The following is a 20,969-nucleotide window of genomic DNA, read 5'->3' as shown; positions in this document are numbered from 1 at the left end:
AAAGAGGAGACGGACAACGAGCCAACAAGCACGATGTCGCCGCGTTCATCCATAAGCATGTCGATGTCCCTACCTCCACCGTTCAGTCATACCCTTTGGCTTTTCGGCTGTATTTGCCTTTGCGCAAAGAAGTCAGAGCGGCGTGGACTTCGCTGAAGCGCACGTATGTTGCCTTGGGGCTAACCCATTTGCAAGCCTATTTGAATGAGTACACCGTCCGCCGTTACCTACGTATGTCAGATTCCGAACAAGAAATGCGCTTTTCCCTGCTGCAGATGTGTGTATCCATTCCTGCAATCCCTTACCGCCAGTTAATCAAACGCCATCAGAACGCACATCATCGGAAACTGTTCCTAGTAACAGCGGCGTAAAATTAATATGCTATCGAGATACGACTGGGGTCATAATGAGGCGGCAATGAGACACTAGATGAGATGCTGGCTCAGGTGCTAGTGTGGTGCTGTAATGCTCGTGGACGGTTATACGATTGTGATCGTAGGGGCTAATGGGATACTTAATAGAAATTATTTTGAAGTTTATTAGACATTACTAGTGTTTGCTAGTACTTACTAGTGCTTGTTCGATGCTTATTCGATGTTTATTCGATGCTTGTTCGATGCTTGTTCTTCTATACTGATACTTAAATACTTATACTTGTTCTATATGAAACATATTCAATACTCATTAGATACGAGTGGGTTGCTAATGGTATTTATAGAAGTCCTGACATGTTTATTGCCCTCTCTTCTCTTTCTTCCACACCACTAGCTGACTCAACGGGATAATCATCAAAAGAGGGGGGCGAAGAGAGAAGAGGCCAGGACCCCTGTCGAAACGTTCTCAACTCATAGTGATCCAACGGGATAATCATCAAAAGAAGAGGCGGGAAGATAGTCCGCTCCCCTATTCCCTTTCAACTAGAACACTGGGGACTAAAAAACCGTTTGTCGTCGGACAAACGGTTTTTTATAAATTGAGTGTGATTAATCCGCTAGACGGTAACCAACGCCGCGGACGGTAGTGATATAGGTCGGACGCGAGGCGTTGTCGCCGAGCTTCTTGCGTAGACTCTTGATATGCACGTCAACGACGTTGCTGCCGCCAAGAAATGTTGTTCCCCATACTTCGGACAGCAACTCTTCGCGGGACAGCACGGTACCTTCATGTTCCAGGAGCTTGATTAACAGCTCGAACTCCGTCTTAGTCAACTCAATTTTGATGCCGCCCCGGTACACTGTCATTTTCTTGCGATCGATCCACAAATCCTTGAAGATCGCCGGTGACGTGCCAGTAAGCAGCCGAGATGACAACGGACGAGGGCCGCTATTGCGAATAATTCGCTGGGCATGGTACACGATTTCGACCGGGCGGGCTGGCCAAACCAGAAGCTCTTGGTTTCTTAAGGCCGGATCGAGGTATTCGAGCATTGATTCTCTCACGAGCAACAAGGATGGGGTGCCCCCGGTTTCCTGTCCGACCAATGAACGGATTACCGCCGCGTCTTTATCCTCCTGATAGGAGGTCAGATCAAAGATCAGCAGATCTGCCGCCAAAGCGTTACGAATGCCCTGCTCCAAATGATGAAATACAAGGACATCAAAGCAGCTCTCCGACAACTCACGTACCAGTTCATGAACATCGCTCGGAAATGGGCTAATTAGAATGACCCGCTGTGTAACCGGGCACGCTACTTTGCCTAATTCCAAACCCTCCGGCTCGGCCACTTCAACACTGGATGGGCTGCGAAAGGGGACGGTATGACCTGAAATTCCGTTTTGCATCACTTCTTCTGCTGACACTGTGGACACACCCCCCCAAATACGACATGTGCATGATGGACATCATATCCTGTTTCCTTAGCCACCGTACGGTACCATTCCTCCGGCACATTCGACATCACTTCATCCACGCGCCCGCAAACCTCGCACAAGATATGCTGATGATCGTCCAGCTTCGCATCATACCGGCTGGCTGCTTCGCCTAGTTTCAGTTCGCGAATCAATTCCTTCTCGGTTAAATACCGAAGTGAGTTATACACCGTACCATATGCAAAATTATACCCTTGCTCAACCAGACGGTTCATGACTTCCGCTGCTGTCGGATGGTCCTTGGCATTACGAACCACATCATATACCGCTTGGCGTTGGGTCGTTAAGTTTAAGGCTTTCATTTATCATCAATCCCTGCAGTTATTTTTAGAATTAGTATAAGTCTTGTTTTATGAAACGTCAATTCCTTTCCCCACTTCCTGTATGTTCCAACACGCTTTTACCCAATACTAAAGGATAGGTTACACTCATCATTTTACCGGGAGGAGCTGCATCTTATGCTGATACGAAAATATCTGACTGTCGTTGTCGTTGCGGCTTTTTCAATGGGTTATATCATATGTACGGATATCCTTGTTGGACTGCCATGGAATAACTTTTTAATTAACTGGGGCTACACCCTACCCGATCCTGCTGAACGGATTTGTGCTTATATACTGGTTCTGTTCCTGATTGTTCCGGACATCCTTCATTTCGTAGCCAGCAAACGAAAAGGAAACGAGCAAAACGCTGGCCATGTGCTTAGCTCGCAGCAAAACGAAGAGTCTTCGTCCACCTCAGCGGACAAAGACTCTTCGAAAACATCAGGAGATTCGGGTTCCGGATTTGCGACGGGTACGGAATCGGTAAATCAAGGCAGCTATAACCAGACCGGCGGGCAAAATAACATAAAATAATGGGTCCATGATATAGAGGACATCGCCACCTTTTTTGACATGTTCACTATACGTTCGAGAGATCGTTATCGAAGTAAACAACACGATCAGGGCTAGTGGATAAAGGATCTTCCGATAAGGAATCTTGAACAGATCGGAAGCTCCGATCACTGCAGCATAGAAATAGATCGCGATTTTGAAAAAATCGCCGATAATCAGCACCATGACCACTAAAATATCCAGTCGTTGAATAAAGTCAGCAATGGAGGCTTTACCAACCATCGTTAGGAGCGGAAAGATGGATCTCTCGGCAATGTCCACGCCAAGGATAGAGATCGTAATCACCGCCGTTCCCGACAAAATCATCCCCAATAGCAACACAGACATCAATCCCGCCCGAACTCCCGCTTTTTTATTATTCAAATACGGCATCACCATAGTGATGCAAATAATCTCCGCAAACGGGAATTGGTAGTTTTGTCGATAAACGGATTTGAGTACGGGTTTAAACCCATCGCTAAGCACTGGGAGAATCCGAGTGAAATCGATGATTCCCGAGAACAACAGCATAAACAAGATGACGATCCCTATCACAAACACAATCCAAAGCAAAATAAACGCCGTGCGAGCTAACACCTCAATGCCCTTGTGCAGCACATAAACGACTGCCAGCATCATCACTGTATTAATGATGAACAGCGGAGTCTCTTTCAACGTTGAGACAAACACCAATAGCCCGCCATCCAACAAATCGCGGCTAGATTTGTTCATGTAAAACAAGATATAGGCCAGGCCGATGATCCCGCCCAAGTATTTTCCGAGCAGCAAACGCATGTATTGGGTAGGCAGCTTATCCGGAAATGTGATGTAGAGATACGCATACCCCATATAGAGCAGACACCCGATCAACATGCCGCATAACACAGCAATCCAGGCATCCTCGCGGGCTTCCATGCCCAAATTCACAACCAGGGCCGTCCCGAGTTGAAACAAAACAAGCAGGGCGAAAAGTTGTAGAGGACTTAGCTTCGTATTTTCCAAAGCGAATCCTGCCTCCTATTCTTTCTTCAAATTATATTTGAAGGAACGATCTCTCATCTGGGAATTGCGAATGATCGAATCAACCTGATATTCGACAGCGACCTTTGGAAAGATTTCGGACCATTGACTCTTCAATTGCTTCCATACTTTTGGGTGCTGGAGTTCGAGCGTCCGTCCGAAACATATAATGTCACTGTTCAGAGACTGAGCCTTTTGAACGGCAGCCTTAATGTTCTTCACGATTTCTTCGTTTACATCCTTTTCCATCTCATTCAAAGCTGCCGGGTCGCGCAAATCGACGGTGCCATCCATCTCCCGAACCGAGAGCTGGCTCATCACCTTCACAATAAAGGCAGGTTCCTCCCGGTCCTTCAGGATCGCCTGAATCGAAGTTTTACCTCTGTGGACATCCAGCGTAATCACGCCCTGATCGCCCGGCGTGATCACAATCGAAGTGTTCTGAAGCAAATTTCTGAGCCAGACAAACCCCTTGCTTTCCTGCTCATTGAGCCATCCCTTCATCTGATCCCCTTTAAACACTGCCAAATTGGACATGACCAGAAGACCAAGGTTATCTGTTGCTCCTAGGTTGCTTTTATTCCGTACTTCTTCGACACTTCCTTCGATATCTACGCCGTTAATAACCGGTCCTGAATTGGGCACGAGAACATCACGTATCAAATCATCCACCTCAACAGGATAATTAGCACCGAACTCTCGGGAGGATATTTCTGCTTTTTGAGCAAGCGTATACGCCGTGATTTTCCCCATGGGGGACAGCCCGGCAATCACGTCGAGCGCTCGGATTCCTTTTTTTGCCACAAAAACTTTGGCAGTGAGGCGAATATCTGAATTCCGGTCAAGAAAATCAAGGATATCCGATATTCCCTCGCGTGCCAGTTCCTCCGAGATCACCACAATGCGAACATGTGCGGTCGACATCAGCCGCGGCACCTGAATGGAAGCCTTGCGAATCGCCTCTATAATGGATCGTCCTTCGGCGGAATAAACTGTCGTTGGAGTACCCCCTCTGCCGATTTTTCCGGAAATCTCATCGGCAATAATCACTTGAAGGGACACCACATAATTGTTATTTCCGGGGCCGCGATCGATGCCAATCCCGGATACCACCGCACGTTGGTTTAACTCTTCCGCATCCCAGCACCCGGACAGGGGCAACATGACACACAGGATAACAAGCAACCCTATCCCTCTAATTCTCATATTGGTCTTCCTGCTTCCTTGATTCCGTTTTGTGTCCATTATGCTGTAAGTTCCCTTCATCTTGCTGAGCACGGCCTCCATCTTGCTGCGGATGGTTTTCATCCTTCTCTTTCTGTGAATGACTTCTATTTAGTGGGGAGTCGCCTTGACTCTCCTGTCCAGTATTCGACGACCCGCTGGAGTCGCCTGAAGACATCGGTTTGATTTCCCCGGTCTTCTTCACATCTTGCTGGCTTGAAGACATTAACGGTTTCCAGCCGTGCATCCAGATCGGCAGCCGCAGGATGGCATCCTTCTGAGCCTGTGGCACAAACGGGCTGAACGGCGACAAATAAGGTACACCAAACGACCGGATGCTGTTCATATGAGCGATAAGCATAATCAGCCCCAGCGTGATCCCGTAAAATCCAAATAAGCCAGCCAGCACAAGAAAATAAAACCGAAACAGCCGCCCCGCAATGGACAAGTTATAGGAGGGCAAGGCGAAGCTTGCGATCCCTGTCAGTGCGACGACAATAACCATGATCGGTGTGATGATCCCTGCCTCAACGACAGCCTGCCCGAGGATCAGTGCACCTACGATCGACACCGTTTGCCCGATCGCCCGCGGCATCCGTACCCCTGCCTCACGTAAAATCTCAAATACAACCTCCATAAAGATCGCCTCTACGAAAGCAGGAAACGGCACTCCCTCACGCTGAGCCATTAAGCTGACCAGCAGCAGCGTAGGGATCATCTCATAATGGAAGGTCGTTAAGGCAATATAAACCGCCGGACCCAGCAGCAAAATCACGAAGCAGATGTAGCGAATGACACGCATCAGGATGCTGATGTCAAAACGCTGTGCGTAATCCTCAGGCGATTGCATGAACTGGGCAAACACGGTAGGCAGGATCAGGGTATACGGCGTACCATCGACGATAATAACCACTCGTCCTTCAAGCAAATTGCCTGCGGCAACATCCGGACGTTCCGTATTAAAAACCGTCGGAAATGGGGTAATGGTCTTATCCTGAATAAACTCCTCGATATATGCGGATTCCAGGATACCATCGATTTGAATCTGTTGGAGCCGCCGGCGAACTTCAGCGACTAAATTGGGGTCGGCACTGTTTTTCATATACATCATGGCTACGTGGGTATGGGTAACGGAACCGATTTTCATCGACTCCAGCCAAAGATCTGGTGATTTAATACGCCGCCGGATCAAGGAGATATTAGTCGCAATCGATTCCACGAAGCTGTCTTTCGGCCCGCGCACAACTAATTGCGAGGTTGGCTCGTTAACCGCTCTCCATTCCCCACCCGCTGTGCCGGAAATGATCGCCTGGTCACTGCCATCCACCAGCAGCACGGTGTCTCCCGATAGAGCAGCCAGCATGATGTCGTTCCATTCTTTCACGACCTGAGTCTCGCCTAAGGACAAAGCATCTTCGAGGATATATTGGATCAGTCGGTCGGGAGGATAAACGTTAACCTTCTCAGGATCCATTTCCATTAAAGGCTTGATCACGAAATTATTAATCGCTTGTTGGTCGCTGAGGGCATTCAAATATACGATGGCCGCCTTCACCGGTGCCGGAACAGGGCCGCCAAGCTTAAGCTGACGGATGACAATATCCGGGCTGTTTCCGGATTCCTCCATAATGCGGTCCAGCATTTGCTGCAAATCCCCAGTAATTCGTAGTTGTCTGTTGCTTTTGGTCTGCTGGCCGGAGCGGCCGCGGGATAAATGGCGCAGCATGATCAGCAACTCCTATTCTGTCTGCATCTCTCCTCTCCATTATTTGCTTTTCATTCCTTTTTCATGCGACATCGATCGACAGGAACTTCGGAGAATCCCCGGCGGTTTTTCTGCATCCAAGCGGGAAATAATGTATCCGAAACGGCTCCCAATTTACAGGAAAATCAGAAGACAGGAGGAAGCCTCAATGGAGGATATCCCATTTATGTCCGGCGGACTTCCGCGATTCCCCGAATCGCTGTGGCGCAAAACAACGCCGCTGCCGGACTTTAACAAGCTAACCGAAGACATCGAAACCGACGTTGCCGTGGTTGGCGCCGGGATCACCGGAATCACCACCGCCTATTTGTTGGTGCAAGCCGGTGTAAAGGTCGCGATTCTGGAAGCCGGCAAGGTACTGGATGGCACCACCGGGTACACTACTGCAAAGATCACGGCACAGCACGGCCTGATTTATGACAAGCTGATCCAACATTTTGGTGAGGAGGGCGCACGGCTGTATTTTGAGGCGAATGAAGAGGCGCTGCGTTGGATCGGCGAGACCGTCAAGGAGCGGAAGATCGAGTGTCAACTTCGTCAAGAGGATGCTTATCTGTATGCGGATTCGGACGAGCAGCTCCACCAGCTGGAAGCGGAGTGGCGGGCTTATGAACGTTTAGGTCTGCCGGGAGAATGGCGGGATACGATAGAATTGCCGCTGCAAGCCAGAGGGGCCGTCGTGATGAAAAATCAGGCCCAGTTCCATCCGCTTCAATACTTGAAGGAATTGCTGGCGTACGTCACTTCCCATGGAGGCGTAGTATATGAGAATACAACGCTAGAAGACGTTGCTGAACCGCAGCCAGATGGTCGGCTTCGCCTGACCACGGAAAACGGCCGTCACATCGTTTGCCGCCACGCGGTATCAGCCTCTCATTATCCGTTTTTTGACGGAAAAGGATGGTACTTCACCCGGCTGCATGCCGAACGCTCCTATGTTGTGGCCATCGAACCGGAGAAAGCCTACCCTGGCGGCATGTACATTAATTGCGGCTCCCCTACGCGCTCGCTCCGGTCCGCAGAGCTAAACGGTAAGCCGGTGGTTCTGGTCGGCGGTGAGTCACATAAGACGGGTAAAAACGACTGTACGATTCAGTCCTACGAAGCCCTGGAGAAATTCGGGCAGCAAACGCTCGGAATCAAATCGATCCCTTTCCGCTGGTCGGCCCAGGATCTAGTAACTCTCGATGGCGTCCCTTATATCGGGCGGATCACATCGAATCATCCGAATATTTACGTCGCTACCGGCTTCTATAAATGGGGAATGGCCACCAGCACGCTGTCTGCGATGCTGATCCGCGACCTTATTCTGGAGAAAGAGAACCGTTATGCCGAGTTGTTTACGCCATCCCGGTTCAAGGCCGATCCTTCAATTAAGCATTTCATCACCCAAAATGCGGACGTAGCTAAAGAGTTCGTCACAGGTAAAATCGAACTCGTCCACCTGAAGCCAGAGGATCTCGTTCCGGGGCAAGGCGGCGTCGTGAAGCACCATGGCAAACGTGCCGGAGCCTACCGCGACCAGGACGGCTTGCTCTATCTGGTGGATACGACCTGCACCCATATGGGCTGCGAGGTTAAATGGAACGAGGCGGAACGTTCCTGGGACTGCCCTTGCCACGGCTCCAGGTTCGATTACAAAGGCGAAGTAATTGAAGGGCCGGCAACCGAGGCGCTCCCTCGGCTTCACCGCCAACCCGAACAAGCCAAGAGCTGACTGCTTCTGACACTCTGCAATCTGACTTTGAGGAAATCGCACAAATCAAAGCGCATCTGTTCGTCCTATTCCCTTGAAAACCAAGGGCAAAAGGAACAGATGCCTTTTTTCATTCACTACCTTGCTTTAATCAGTACTGTGTGATATTATACTTTTCGTTAATACTAATCAATGTTCAGTACTAATGAAATTTCAACACATAACGTAATCCAATTCAGAGGAAACGAGGCGAAGCAGGTTTGGATATCAGCGTCCAATTCAAGAAAGGCGCCTTGGAGTTATGCGTGCTGGTATTAATCCAAGGCCGCGACCGGTACGGTTACGAGCTCGCCCAATCGGTATCCAAGCATATTGAGGTAGCCGAAGGGGCCTTGTACCCCCTGCTGCGCAGACTGGTCAATGAAGGTTATTGCACCACATACCTTAAAGAATCCACAGGCGGCCCCCCGCGCAAATACTACAAACTAACTCCTGAGGGCGAAGCATACACCCAGAAGCTGGTCGTTGAGTGGAGACAGTTCGTACACAATGTTTCAACCTTAATTGAGAAAGGAAGCCGTTTATGAATAAAAGCGAATTTTTGGCGAATCTCCGGGCGCATTTATCGGTTCTCCCGCCGGAGGAACAAAACGAATTGCTGGAGGATTATGAGGCCCACTTCGCTTTTGGTTTGCAAAGCGGGCGGACGGAGCAAGAGATCGTGCTGGAGCTGGGGGACCCGGCGGAGCTAGCCAAAGAGGCTATTGACAACCGCTTCGTGCCCCAGGAGCATGTGTATTGGTTTGGCGGAGCAGAACCCGCTGCCGCACCAGGCGCAGCGATACCACCAACCGACGGTTATCCTAACAAGGCCGGTGTTCAGCACCGCAGCGCTTTTGCCAGTGTGATGGTTTACATCGGACTATTCTTTATCAATCTCATCGCTGTTCCGCTGCTGCTCTCCTTCTGGGCTGTCGTCGTCAGCTTCGCTGTGAGTGCGGCCGCCGGAATTTTAAGCCCCTTGCTCCTTGGGCTGGAGTATTTATGGCATGGGGACATTTTTAAAGCCAAAATATTTGCATCCATCGCTTACGTCGGGTTAGGCATCCTGCTTATCGTTGTCACTCGATATGCTTATAAGGGCATGCTCTGGCTCAGCATCGCTTACTTGCGTTGGAATGTTCGGATCGCGAAGGGGGATCAACAAGCATGAATACAAAGAAATGGTCACTCTTAGGAGTGTTGCTGATTTTGATCGGCTTGGCCGGCATGGCTTACCAGCATTTCGATTTCGGCGATGAACTGCCGTCCTACCAGCAGAAGTGGACGTTTGAACAGGGCGGGTTACAGAATCTGCTCATCGACAGTGATTATGACGTGGAATTGGAGTTTATCGATAGTCCTGACGGGACGAACTACGTGGAAATCAACGGCAAAATGAATCAGAAGACGATCGATGCGGTGAAAGCGGCGCAAATCTCAGCAGGGACACTGAAGCTGGATCTTGAAGATAAGTTCGAATGGACCTTCTTCTCAATCAATTTCCAGTCCACCAAACAACGAATTACCGTCGCATTGAACGACAAAGATGAACTGGATCGGATCGGCTTCGAGTCGGACTCAAGCAATGGGACGTTCCGCGGTCTTCGCGCTGGTGAAATCGATTTGTCGATCGACTCAGGGAATCTCCGTGCGGAGAACCTCAGGGGGAATGAGATTCATCTCGAATCCTCTTCGGGGAACGTTAAGGCCGAAAACATCCAAGGGAATACGGAAATTCAATTAGACTCCGGAAATATTCATGTAGAACAGTTGGAAGGAAATTTGACCGCGAAATCGAGCTCCGGCAACATTACCGCCAACCAGGTGAAGGGAAACGTCAAAGTGACATCCAGCTCCGGGGACATCCGGTTTAATCAACTGATCGGCGATGGCAGCTTTAAGAATAGTTCGGGGAATGTGACGTTGTCGGATCAACGCTCAGACAATTTGGACATCTCTGTAGACTCAGGTAATGCAACGCTGTCCGCCGATGCCGAGTTCAAAGGCTACTATGATCTGCAATCCAACTCCGGGAACACTTCAGCACCGGATTCACCGCGACAAACGCAGGACTTGATTAAGGTTCGGACGAAATCCGGGAATATTCGCATTCACTAGAAATACAAAAGAGAGGCAAGAGTTCATAGCAACTCCTGCCTCTCTTCCGTTTATTCGATTTCCCGTTGGGTAATTCGGTTTAGGAAAGAACGGGCCCGATCACTGGACGGATGATTCAGCACCTGGTCCGGCGTTCCCGATTCGATGATGTTCCCCTCGTCCATGAGCACGACCCGGTCGGCAACCTCGGCGGCGAACTTCATTTCATGGGTCACGACCACCATCGTCCGGCCCTCCTGGGCCAGCTCCTTCATCACCTTCAGCACCTCACCGACCAGCTCGGGGTCCAGCGCGGAGGTCGGCTCGTCAAAGAGCAGCACGTCCGGGCTCATGGCCATCGCCCGGGCAATCCCGACTCGCTGCTGTTGCCCGCCTGACAGCTGATGCGGATAGAAATCCGCTCGGTCACCGAGACCCACCTTATTTAGCAGCTCCAAAGCAACCCGGCGGGCTTCCTCTTTACTCTTCTTCAAAACTTGAACCTGGGCTTCCATCACGTTCTGGAGCGCCGTCATATGCGGGAACAAATAATACGCCTGGAACACCATGCCCGTCTTCTTGCGCAGCGCCAGCACTTCGCTAGTCTTCGGCTTCCGACCATCGCCAAATTCCAGCTGAACGTCGCTGATACGAATTGTTCCTCGGGTTGGGACTTCCAGCAGGTTCAAGCAACGCAGCAAGGTCGTCTTCCCCGACCCGGAAGGCCCAATGATGACCAGCACCTTGCCCTGCTCGACCTCGAGATTGACCCCCTTGAGAACCTCCTGGGTACCAAATGACTTGTGTAAATCGCGAATTTCGATCATGATGGTTGGGCCTCCTTACCGGGCGGTGAAGCGGTCCAGCCGCTTCTCCAGTCGATTCTGCAGCGCCGATAGGATGGTGCTGAAGATCAAATAGATGACGCCCGCTTCCGAATAAACAATCAGCGGTTCATAGGTCGTTGACGTGATTTGTTGGGCGGTACGGAACATCTCGGTGTACGTCACGGTAGCGGCTAACGACGTATCTTTAACCAGGCTGATAAATGAGTTGGCCAGCGGCGGCACCGATACCCGTGCTGCTTGCGGCAGGATGATCCGCCGCAGCGCCTGCAGCCGTGTCATTCCCAGCGAATACGCCGCTTCCCATTGACCTGCATGGATCGACAAGATCGCAGCCCGCACAATTTCCGACCCGTACGCACCAACGCTAAGCGTAAATCCGATCACCGCTGCCGGAAACGGATCGAGAACAATTCCTATGGACGGAAGACCGTAAAAGATGATGAATAACTGCACCAATAGCGGCGTCCCGCGGATGATCCATACATAAAATCTAGCTAGCTGCCGCAGCGGCCCAAAGCTGGACAACCGCGCAAGCGCGGTCAGGACAGCTACAACCAATCCTAATGCAAACGTAATTAACGTCAGCGGAACCGTAAAAGCCACCCCCGCTTTCAGCAGGGGAACAAACGAATCTACGATAATATTCCAAATACGTTCATCCATCGCTCAAGCATCCTTTTCGGAAGGAAACGGCCCTCACGGGCCGTCTCCAATGATTTATACAACTTATTTCGAAACATCTTCGCCGAAGTATTTCTCCGAGATTTTCAAGTAGGTTCCGTCCGCTTTCATCGCAGCCAGTGCCTCATTCACTGCCTGCACCAGCTCCTCGTTGCCTTTGTTGAACAAGGCCGCACTCTCTGCCGCTTCCGGCATTTCGTCAACCACTTTCAACTTCACGTCGGGTCTTTGCTTCTTGAGATCCAAGAAGGATAGACCGTCATTAACCGTCGCGTCGATCCGTTTAGAAAGCAGCAGATCGATGGCTTGGTTAAATCCTTCCGTTGCAACGATCTCCGCGCCGTTCTCTCTGGCGATATCCGTCAGGTTACTTGTCAGCGATTGACCCGCCTTCTTCCCTTTCAGATCGGCGAAGGTTTTGATGTCCTCGTTATCTTCATGTACGATCAGCACAGCACGGGAAACGATGTAAGGATCAGAAAAGTCGTACTTTTCCTTGCGGTCATCGCGAATCGTTACTTCGTTAAATACCGCATCAAACCGTTTCGCATCCAGTCCGGCTAAAAGGCCGTCCCACGGCGTCTCAATAAACTCAGCTTCCACGCCCAGACGTTTTGCAACTTCTTCTGCGATTTCGACGTCAAAGCCCGTCAGCTTGCCATCCTTATCATGGAACGTGAACGGTGCATAAGTTCCTTCCGTGCCGATCCGCAGCTTGCCGCTGGCTTTGACAGCTTCCGGCAAATTTTGCCCCGCTGGCTGCTCGTTGGCTGCATTTCCTGCGCTGCCTTGGTTCGCACCGGCGTTGTCTGCCGCTTGATTGTTTGTATTGTTATTACCGCAAGCTGCAACCAGCACCGTCAGCACCAGTGTTAACAGCAGTAAACTCCATTTCTTCATTGAATTCATCCCCCGTCTATCTTTTTAATTCCCTATAATTCACTAGGTTTAATTGAATATTACGCACTTCGCCATAGATCGTCAAATGTTTTTTCATCCTACTTTTTTAGCCTGCGGTGCCCTTAGTATGTCCAACTAATATCACCTTGATTTCCCATAAATGAACGAATATAATGTGGGTAACTATTTTGGTGAAGGAGGTGGGTAGAGTGGATCGCAAATTTGCGTGGAATCGAGTAGGCCAACTGCCGGTGGCAATGTTTGGCATTATTCATGCAACAGCCAACAACGGGAGAAGTCTGTCCATTTTTGGAAACTCGATATCCAAACCAAATTGCGAAATGCCGCTCCTACCCTAACCTCACTTACGCGTGAGCTTTGAAGGCAGCAGGATTTCCTGCTGCCTTCTTTTTTTGGAGGATCGGCATGGGAATAAAGGAGAACGAAACCATGATGATCCAAGGTCAAAATATCCAGAAGTATTACGGCGCTGAGCTGGTGCTCAGCGATGTTACCTTTGAAATCAAGTCGGGCGAGACCGTTGGGCTGATCGGTCGCAACGGCGCGGGCAAGACCACCCTCATGAAGCTGTTGGCCGGCATCGAACGCCCGGATCAAGGATTGCTGTCGGTTCCGAAAAACGCCCGAATCGGCAGTTTAGCACAAATTCCGGATTATACCCGAGAAGAGACGGTATATGATGTCCTGCTGCGCGCCTTCGCCGATGTACGGAGCCTGGAAACACAGATGCGACAGTTGGAAGCGGAAATGTCAGAAGCGGATTCGGACGCGTTGGATTCGCTGCTTCGGCAATACGGCCGGCTGCAGGAAGCGTTCGAGCGAGGCGGCGGCTACGAAGTGGAGGCGTCCATCGCCCGAGTTACCGGCGGTCTCGGTATCCCGGAGGAGCAATTCGCGCGGCCGTTTGCGTCGCTGTCTGGCGGCGAGAAGACAAAGGTCGGGTTAGCAGTGATTTTATTGCGGGAGCCGGATTTGCTGCTGCTCGACGAGCCCACCAACCATTTGGACATGGCGGCGACGGAATGGCTGGAGGGGTATGTCCGCGCCTTTCCGGGAACGTGCGTCATCATCTCCCATGACCGTTATTTCCTTGATGCGGTTGTAAGCAAGATCATCGAGCTGGAGGACGGGGAGGCGTTCACGTACCACGGGAACTACAGCTATTACAAGGAAGAAAAGGAACGCCGACTGCTGCAGCAGTTCGCCGATTACGAGGAACAGCAGAAGAAGATCAAGAAAATGCAGGAAACGATCAAGCAGCTGATCGAATGGGGCAACCGCTCCAACCCGCCGAATCCCGGGTTTCATCGGCGTGCTGCTTCGATGCAAAAAGCGTTGGACCGTATGGTCAAGCTCAAACGACCCATACTGGAACGTAAACGCATCGGCCTGGAGTTAGATCATAAAGACCGCTCAGGTAAGGATGCGATCGTGTTGAACGAGGTCGGCGACGCCCGCGGCGGACGCGTCTTGTACCGCGGCATCACCCATACGCTGCGCTATGGCGAGGCGGCCGTTCTCATCGGCGATAACGGTGCCGGCAAGAGCACCCTGCTCAAGAACATCCTGGGGCATGAACCGCCCCAGGAGGGGGAGGTCCGGCTCGGCTCGCGGATTGAAGCAGGGTACTTGGCCCAGCAAGCCGCCCCTGTGGACCATCACGAGACGGTGCTGGAATTTTTCCGCGAAGAGCTGGGGCTCGAAGCGGGAGAAGCCCGCGGGCAGCTGGCCCGCTTCCTCTTCTACGGCGCCGACGTGTTCAAGAAGGTGAGCAGTCTGTCGGGCGGCGAATGGACGCGGCTTCGGCTCGCGGTGCTGATGCACCGGAAGCCGAACCTGCTCGTGCTTGACGAGCCGACCAACCACCTCGACATCGATTCGCGCGAAGCGCTGGAGGAGGCGCTCGAGGAGTACCCGGGCACGCTGCTCGCGGTCTCCCATGACCGCTACTTCATCAATAAAGTAGCGGGGCAGGTGTGGGCGCTGGCCGGCGGGCGCATGGGCGTCACCCTCGGCGGATACGAGGACTACCGGGCAGAGCTTGCCCGGAAGACCGCCGCCGCCGAGGCCGCGGGCGCTGCGCACAGCAGCGCCGGCCGCGCGGGGAGCGCTGGCGCCGGGGGCACCGGCGCTGGCGCGATCACCCCGGGCGACGCGCCCAGCGCCGCCCGCGCTAGGGGCGATGCGGCCGCCGAAGCGGCGCGCAAGCCCCGGGCCAACCCGGCCTCCTTGCGCAAGCTGGAGGCCGACTACGCCGCCGCCGAAGCGGAGCTGGCGGCGCTGGACGCGGCGATGCAGGCACCGGAGGTGGCCTGCGACGCCGCGCGGCTCGCGGAGCTGCAGGAGCAACGTGACGCCCTGCAGCTCCGCGCCGACGAGCTCCTCCAGCAGTATGTCACCCTGCTGGAGGAGCATCCCAACTGAAGGAGGTTGTCCCTATGAACCATGGGAAACCGGTCTTTGAGCTCCACCCGGATGACCCCCGGGTCAAGGCGCTGGCCAGCGCCGATCCCCGGATGGGCCGGCTGATCGCCTTGATAGGAAGCCTTGCGACGAAACCGCAAGGCCCTTGGTTTACCGAGCTGGCTCGCTCGATCATCAGCCAGCAAATCTCGGTGAAGGCCGCCTCCACCATTCGCGGCCGTGTCATCGAGTTGGCCGGGGAACTGTCCCCGGCCGCCCTCTTGGCCCAAAGCGACGCTGACCTGCGCGCCGCTGGGCTGTCCGCCTCCAAAGTCGCTTACCTCAAAGACTTAAGCGACAAAGTCCAATCCGGTCAGCTCGACCTAGACCGGCTGCAGGAACTTGATGATGAAGAAGTCATCAAGCTCCTGGTTTCCGTAAAGGGCATCGGCCGTTGGTCAGCCGAAATGTTCCTCATCTTCGCCCTGGGCCGCGAGCATGTCGTTTCCTATGGGGATGCCGGTCTGCAGCGTGCGGCAAAATGGGTGTATGACATGGAGGAGCGCCCGGACCGCAAATATTTACAGCAAGCCGCTGCGCAATGGCCATCTTATGGCTCCATCGCCTCGCTTTACTTATGGGAGTCCATCAACCGGGGCCATGTAGATTCGGGAGAAACCTTCAACGAGCGGCTGGCCAGTTTCGGAATTCAGACAGATTAAGCTTGTCACAGGAAGAATTTGGATATATTATAATATAGAAGGTGATATTTTCTATTTTTAGAGGTAAATTATAAAAAGTGGGGTTGAATCGCTGTGTTTTCATTATCGGAAGTCCGTCGGCCGGTCAAGTGGTATCTGTTCGGTCTGATCGCATTTGTGGGCATTGTATCGAGTCTTATCGTCCTGATCTATAACGACTACTTCCTCTTAGGCGACCCGGTTCACCCGAACAATGATGACGTGAAGTATATTCAATCCGCCCGCCTTCTCCTGAATGAAGGCGTACTTGCTTATAATACCAAGGAGGCGCCTTCTGCCTTCATCATGCCCGGGCTGCCGCTGATGCTGTCCGGGTTTATGGCGGTTTTCGGTCAAGAACAAGGCGGTGTCGTGGCATTCCGTCTATTCCAGTGCCTTCTGCAAGCGTTTTGTATTTATCTGATCTTTTGGATCGGTTATCGCACCTTTAACACCCGGGCGGCGCTGATCGCCTGCACCGTGTCTGCCTTCTACCCGCCCGACTACTTTTCCTCCGGGGTTATTCTCTCAGAAACAACTTTTCGCACGTTGCTGCTGCTTCTCGTCTGTTGCACCATCCTCGCCATGGACAGAGGCGGACCTGCTTTATACGTCCTTATCGGCGTCCTGACGGCTGCGGCGGCTTACTTCAAGCCGCATGCTTCCTTGTACCCCGCCGTTTTGCTGATCATTTGGCTGCGCATGAAGCTGCCTTGGCGGACGATGATGAAATATACGCTTTTCATCGGAGGGACTTATGTTCTGTTGTTAACCCCATGGTGGATCCGCAACTGGGTCACATTCCATGAATTTATCCTGTTCACCAATTCCGGCGGAAGTCCGTTCTTGCTCGGCACACGTATCCGTTGGCAACTGCCGCCGGCTGGTTTCTTTGAGACTTACCCTCAATATGATCCGGAAACGATATTCCAAGGCGCTGATTCCACGGCAATTCGCAAAGGGCTGGATATCCTCCGATACGGATTCACGCATGAGCCGATGAAGTATTTGTATTGGTATACGTTAGGAAGATGGGTGGAGCTGTATTTCCATCCGTTTTATTCGCGCCCGTTTTGGCCGATCAGCCGACCGGTCATGGACCATATCCAAGTTGTGATGATGTACGTTAATATGGCCGGCATTTTATGGGCCGTAACGAAAAACCGTCTCAAGCTGGATCGCTTACTCCCGCTTTTGTTGGCGCTGGCTTATTTCACCTTGATTTATATTCCGTTCGTGGCGTTTAACCGCTACGGTTATCCCAATATGACGCTGTTGATCCTGTTCGGGTCTTATCTGATTGGCGACATGATCTCCCGAGTTCTGCGCCGTTCCCATCTTCGATCCGAACGAAAGGGGGCCTGTGCCTCATGATACCAAAACCGCCTCGTATACTGATCATCATACCGGCTTATAACGAGGAAGCCAGTATCGGCTCGGTCATTCGCGATATCCGTAAGCACACGCCGGAGGCCGATATCCTCGTCATTAACGACGGTTCTTCCGACCGAACGGAGAGCTGTGCACGGGAAGCCGGAGCCAAGGTGCTGACGCTGCCTTACAATGTGGGGATCGGTGGAGGAATGCAGACTGGTTATCTCTACGCGAAGCAAAAGGGCTATGACATCGCCATCCAAATGGACGCCGACGGCCAGCATCCAGCCGAAGAATTACATAAGCTGCTCGCCGGAATCGGCGAGCAGGATCTTGTCATCGGCTCCCGGTTCCTAGGGACCGCTTCCTTCCGTTCGTCCACAGCGAGACGAGCGGGGATCGTCTTCTTCTCCAAGCTGGTCTCCTGGGTTACCGGCGAACGCTTCACCGACACGACCAGCGGCTTTCGCGCTGCCAGCCGTAAGGTCATTGAGCTGTACGCCCGGTACTATCCAACCGATTATCCCGAGGTGGAATCGATTGTGTATCTGAAACGCCACGGCTGCAGAATCACAGAGATCCCCGTGCAAATGCGAGCCCGCACCGCTGGTAAATCATCGATTACCCCTTGGCGTTCGATTTACTACATGGTGAAAGTGACATTATCCGTGCTCATGAGCGCGTTGCGGCGCCCGCTTCACCAGACGGCGGTGATAGAATAAATGTCGATTTACATTCTATCTGTGTTGGTTGCCGCGTTGTTCCTCTTGTTTGTCCTGGAATTGGTCCGTCGTCAAAAACTGAGGGAGCAATATTCCCTGCTCTGGATTTTGTTTAGTGTCATCCTGCTGATCTGCTCCACAAATATTGGGCTTATCGAATGGATCGCGGATCATCTAGGAGTTAAATATGCACCTGCCGTGTTGTTTCTGTTTGGCTTGCTCTTCTGTTTTGCATTCATTCTTCACCTAACGATCGTCATTACACGCCTAACCGCCCAGGTGCTCCGCTTAACCCAAGAAATCGTCATTCTAAAAGAACGGGAGGCGGTCCGTGAAAATGGACAAAACCATTAGTTACCTCATGCTATTCGGTAATATTCTGCTTCTCGTGACAGGACAAGTTCTGTTTAAAATCGGCCTGGCCCGTACCGGCGGGCTTCACTGGAACAAGCTGGCGACCTCACCTGCAGTGATCGGCGGCATCGCTTTGTATGGGGTAGCTACGTTGCTATGGTTCGCGGTGCTGTCCCGCCTCCCGCTGAGCGTTGCTTATCCGCTTCAAGCGCTGGCGTACGTCCTGGCGCTTCTTCCGGCCTATTTCCTGTTCCACGAAGCGATCACTTGGACCAAGCTGCTGGGTGTATTCGTCATCTTACTCGGCGTAGTTTTACTGGCGAGATCATAACACAGACTTGTGTGCTCTACTCATAGATTCGCACATCATACTCACAGTGTTCGTCGCCGCATACATTACATTTCGTTTCCCGTACGCTCACTTTGCGGCCTAGCAGCTTACCGAGTGCCCCTTCCAAAATGGCACCTTCCAGATCGCACACCTTCTTCTCCTCCATCACCGGCAATCCCTTGCAAAAACAATCCTCTATCGCAATCCGCATCCATCGCTCACTTTGCTCCACGATCTGCGGCAATCCGATCCGCAGCTCGGCGAATAAATGGAGCAGCTCGTCCAACGTGGTGACGGGTAAGCTTTCGCCAATCTTGCGACCGATGGAGGCGGTGGTGCCTTTCCCCTCGAGAGGCAACCCCTGGCGCATCCCAATCAGGCGAATCGCCCGGAACAACTCCAGCGGCACCTGATCCCCAAGCTGGGTACGGTCGATTTGTCGCAATTCATCAAATGTAAATTCTTTCATCTGTCTTCCTCTCCTATCCATGGAACTGAACTCGATCCGTTGATAGGTTTAATTTCCCATATCCACATCCGAAAAACCTTGATCTTCATCAAGAATTCGACAGATATATTGTGATAATAATCACTAGTCCGTCGCTCGCCAACGATTAAGTTAGAGGTAGATGAATACGAATACGTTTTTCCAAGAAAGGAGAGATCCCAGATGAAATCCTGTGCTTGCCACATTCAAGATACAGCCTCAGCCCCCTCCTGCCTCGCGCGCGTTCCGGTCTTTGCGCAGCTGCGCCAAACGGAGGTTGAGTTGCTCCATTCCGTCATGCGTACCTCACAATACCATAAAGGGGAGATCATTTTCCGTGAAGGAGATCGTTCGGATTCGCTGTTTGTGGTGAACCGTGGAATCATTAAGCTAACGAAGCTGGAGGATAACGGCAAGGAACATCTCATTCGGCTTCTGTTTCCCGGGGACTTCTTCGGCCAATTTTCTCTGTTACAGGAAAAACCCCATTACGCTAGCGCCATCGCGGCGGACACGACCGGCATCTGCCGGATTCACCGCAGTGATTTTCTAGATATTCTGCGGCGTGATCCCGATACAGCGGCCCGCTTTATGACCGCGCTTAGCACCCAACTGGAGGAAGCCGACGCCTGGGCAGCCGTTCTGACCCTACTTGAAGCCGATCGGCGTCTTGCCAAGATGTTATTATATTTTCGTCGCAAAGCAGCTCCAAACTCCCGAGAGTTCACCTTACCCATCTCCAAAAAAGACCTCGCCTCCCTCATCGGCGCCACACCGGAGACGCTCAGCCGCAAACTGCGCCAGCTTAACGACGAGGGCGTGCTAACCGTAACGCGTCGGCAACTTTTGATCCACGATGAAGCCGCACTATACCACCTCGCCGGCGAGGACTAGGCAGCTGCAAAAGCCGCCTCGACTTGGGTGGCCGGCCCGGCTTGGTCCTGACTTGACTGCCAAGCTGGGCTTTGACTAAGAATCTCCCTTGATCAGTTCATTTTCACCATTATCCCTTTCGATCAGTTCATGGACACGAGCTCTCACTACCGGCTCTATTACACCATTATCCCGATTCATCAGTTCATCTACTGGATACTCGTTAATCCAGCTGATCAGATGCGGATGCTTTGTATGAACGTCCCTTTGCGCGGTGATCTCTTTGCACGATGATCCCATTGGTTCAGGTTCATTACACCAATATCCCTTTAACTCAGATTACTAAGCTTGAGGATTACTACACCTACTTTCCCTTTTACTCAGATTGCTGAGCTTGAGGAACACTACACCAGCTATCCCTTTCATTCAGAGTACAATAACAAGAGAAGATCATGTATCCCAATTGTTTGAAAGAGAGTAGGTTGGTATCCCTTTTGCTCAGATACAAAAGCGCGAGGAAGCCATCTGGCACATTGACTCAAATTACAGAACTAAGGAAAAGTGGCTACAGACAACACACACAACATATAACTTTTCAGCATCTGAACAAAAGGGATAATCATGGAAAGGACCCTCCCAAACATACCC

21 protein-coding genes and 1 pseudogene are annotated in these 20,969 nt (G+C 51.9%); 13 read left to right on the top strand and 9 right to left on the bottom strand.

Annotated features, from left to right (window positions below; genetic code table 11):
* A pseudogene (locus RW092_RS20975) lies at positions 1-371 on the top strand (transposase); the annotation flags it as partial.
* 612 nt (positions 372-983) lie between these two features.
* Here the strand turns inward: RW092_RS20975 and RW092_RS20970 are convergent.
* The 5 genes from RW092_RS20970 to RW092_RS20950 all read right to left on the bottom strand — a co-directional run bounded on the left by RW092_RS20970 (position 984) and on the right by RW092_RS20950 (position 6,713).
* A complete protein-coding gene (locus RW092_RS20970; protein WP_244268364.1) occupies positions 984-1,799 on the bottom strand; it encodes a response regulator transcription factor in 816 nt (271 codons plus the stop codon).
* Positions 1,781-2,170, bottom strand: coding sequence for a Fur family transcriptional regulator (locus tag RW092_RS20965; RefSeq protein WP_016314224.1), 390 nt, complete (start codon positions 2,168-2,170; stop codon positions 1,781-1,783). The genes RW092_RS20970 and RW092_RS20965 overlap by 19 nt, the downstream gene beginning before the upstream one ends.
* Before the next feature lie 462 nt (positions 2,171-2,632).
* Positions 2,633-3,745, bottom strand: a complete 1,113-nt coding sequence (locus RW092_RS20960) for a GerAB/ArcD/ProY family transporter (protein WP_316011192.1) — start codon at positions 3,743-3,745, stop codon at positions 2,633-2,635.
* A gap of 15 nt (positions 3,746-3,760) precedes the next feature.
* Positions 3,761-4,948 carry a Ger(x)C family spore germination protein gene (locus tag RW092_RS20955; protein WP_316011191.1) on the bottom strand — a complete coding sequence of 396 codons (1,188 nt, stop codon included), beginning with the start codon at positions 4,946-4,948 and terminating at the stop codon, positions 3,761-3,763.
* Between the two features lie 10 nt (positions 4,949-4,958).
* Positions 4,959-6,713: a spore germination protein gene (locus RW092_RS20950; RefSeq protein WP_316011190.1), complete on the bottom strand. Its 1,755-nt coding sequence runs from the start codon at positions 6,711-6,713 to the stop codon at positions 4,959-4,961.
* Between the two features lie 187 nt (positions 6,714-6,900).
* Between RW092_RS20950 and RW092_RS20945 the strand changes: the two genes are divergently transcribed.
* From RW092_RS20945 to RW092_RS20930, 4 genes are all read left to right on the top strand, one after another.
* On the top strand, positions 6,901-8,469 hold the full coding sequence (locus tag RW092_RS20945) for an FAD-dependent oxidoreductase (RefSeq protein WP_316011189.1): 1,569 nt from the start codon (positions 6,901-6,903) through the stop codon (positions 8,467-8,469).
* A 239-nt stretch (positions 8,470-8,708) separates the two neighbouring features.
* The gene (locus tag RW092_RS20940; protein ID WP_016314230.1) at positions 8,709-9,035 is read left to right on the top strand and encodes a PadR family transcriptional regulator; all 327 of its coding nucleotides are present in this window, start codon (positions 8,709-8,711) and stop codon (positions 9,033-9,035) included.
* A complete protein-coding gene (locus RW092_RS20935; RefSeq protein WP_028539215.1) occupies positions 9,032-9,661 on the top strand; it encodes an HAAS signaling domain-containing protein in 630 nt (209 codons plus the stop codon). The genes RW092_RS20940 and RW092_RS20935 overlap by 4 nt, the downstream gene beginning before the upstream one ends.
* The gene (locus RW092_RS20930) at positions 9,658-10,608 is read left to right on the top strand and encodes a DUF4097 family beta strand repeat-containing protein (protein ID WP_316011188.1); all 951 of its coding nucleotides are present in this window, start codon (positions 9,658-9,660) and stop codon (positions 10,606-10,608) included. The genes RW092_RS20935 and RW092_RS20930 overlap by 4 nt, the downstream gene beginning before the upstream one ends.
* Before the next feature lie 50 nt (positions 10,609-10,658).
* On the opposite strand, the gene RW092_RS20925 is transcribed toward RW092_RS20930, so the two are convergent.
* The 3 genes from RW092_RS20925 to RW092_RS20915 form a co-directional block, all read right to left on the bottom strand.
* On the bottom strand, positions 10,659-11,414 hold the full coding sequence (locus tag RW092_RS20925; protein ID WP_316011187.1) for an amino acid ABC transporter ATP-binding protein: 756 nt from the start codon (positions 11,412-11,414) through the stop codon (positions 10,659-10,661).
* 15 nt (positions 11,415-11,429) lie between these two features.
* Positions 11,430-12,098, bottom strand: coding sequence for an amino acid ABC transporter permease (locus RW092_RS20920; protein ID WP_016314234.1), 669 nt, complete (start codon positions 12,096-12,098; stop codon positions 11,430-11,432).
* Positions 12,099-12,161: 63 nt separating this feature from the next.
* On the bottom strand, positions 12,162-13,016 hold the full coding sequence (locus RW092_RS20915; protein WP_016314235.1) for an amino acid ABC transporter substrate-binding protein: 855 nt from the start codon (positions 13,014-13,016) through the stop codon (positions 12,162-12,164).
* A 173-nt stretch (positions 13,017-13,189) separates the two neighbouring features.
* Here RW092_RS20915 and RW092_RS20910 point away from each other — a divergent pair, with 173 nt between their 5' ends.
* The 7 genes from RW092_RS20910 (at position 13,190) to RW092_RS20880 (ending at position 18,961) form a co-directional block, all read left to right on the top strand.
* Positions 13,190-13,375 (top strand): RAxF-45 family protein, encoded by a 186-nt coding sequence (locus RW092_RS20910; protein ID WP_127576568.1) that lies wholly within the window; start codon positions 13,190-13,192, stop codon positions 13,373-13,375.
* A 91-nt stretch (positions 13,376-13,466) separates the two neighbouring features.
* The gene (gene abc-f, locus RW092_RS20905) at positions 13,467-15,461 is read left to right on the top strand and encodes a ribosomal protection-like ABC-F family protein (RefSeq protein ID WP_316011193.1); all 1,995 of its coding nucleotides are present in this window, start codon (positions 13,467-13,469) and stop codon (positions 15,459-15,461) included.
* A 14-nt stretch (positions 15,462-15,475) separates the two neighbouring features.
* Positions 15,476-16,162: a DNA-3-methyladenine glycosylase family protein gene (locus tag RW092_RS20900; RefSeq protein ID WP_016314237.1), complete on the top strand. Its 687-nt coding sequence runs from the start codon at positions 15,476-15,478 to the stop codon at positions 16,160-16,162.
* A gap of 93 nt (positions 16,163-16,255) precedes the next feature.
* Complete coding sequence (locus RW092_RS20895; RefSeq protein ID WP_316011186.1) at positions 16,256-17,554, top strand: ArnT family glycosyltransferase; 1,299 nt, start codon at positions 16,256-16,258, stop codon at positions 17,552-17,554.
* Positions 17,551-18,276, top strand: coding sequence for a glycosyltransferase family 2 protein (locus RW092_RS20890; protein ID WP_016314239.1), 726 nt, complete (start codon positions 17,551-17,553; stop codon positions 18,274-18,276). The genes RW092_RS20895 and RW092_RS20890 overlap by 4 nt, the downstream gene beginning before the upstream one ends.
* Entirely contained in the window at positions 18,277-18,630 is a 354-nt protein-coding gene (locus RW092_RS20885; protein WP_016314240.1) for a DUF2304 domain-containing protein, read from the top strand.
* A complete protein-coding gene (locus RW092_RS20880; RefSeq protein ID WP_036700441.1) occupies positions 18,614-18,961 on the top strand; it encodes an EamA family transporter in 348 nt (115 codons plus the stop codon). Before RW092_RS20885 ends, RW092_RS20880 begins: the two co-directional genes overlap by 17 nt.
* Before the next feature lie 16 nt (positions 18,962-18,977).
* On the opposite strand, the gene RW092_RS20875 is transcribed toward RW092_RS20880, so the two are convergent.
* Positions 18,978-19,430 (bottom strand): V4R domain-containing protein, encoded by a 453-nt coding sequence (locus tag RW092_RS20875; RefSeq protein ID WP_028539207.1) that lies wholly within the window; start codon positions 19,428-19,430, stop codon positions 18,978-18,980.
* Positions 19,431-19,631: 201 nt separating this feature from the next.
* Here RW092_RS20875 and RW092_RS20870 point away from each other — a divergent pair, with 201 nt between their 5' ends.
* Positions 19,632-20,342, top strand: a complete 711-nt coding sequence (locus RW092_RS20870; RefSeq protein WP_085169816.1) for a Crp/Fnr family transcriptional regulator — start codon at positions 19,632-19,634, stop codon at positions 20,340-20,342.
* Positions 20,343-20,969: the final 627 nt, after the last annotated feature.

Origin of the sequence: Paenibacillus sp. 3LSP (assembly GCF_032465655.1) — a bacterium.
Classification (GTDB): Bacteria; Bacillota; Bacilli; order Paenibacillales; family Paenibacillaceae; genus Fontibacillus; species Fontibacillus barengoltzii.
This window is presented reverse-complemented; position numbering and strand designations above follow the sequence as displayed.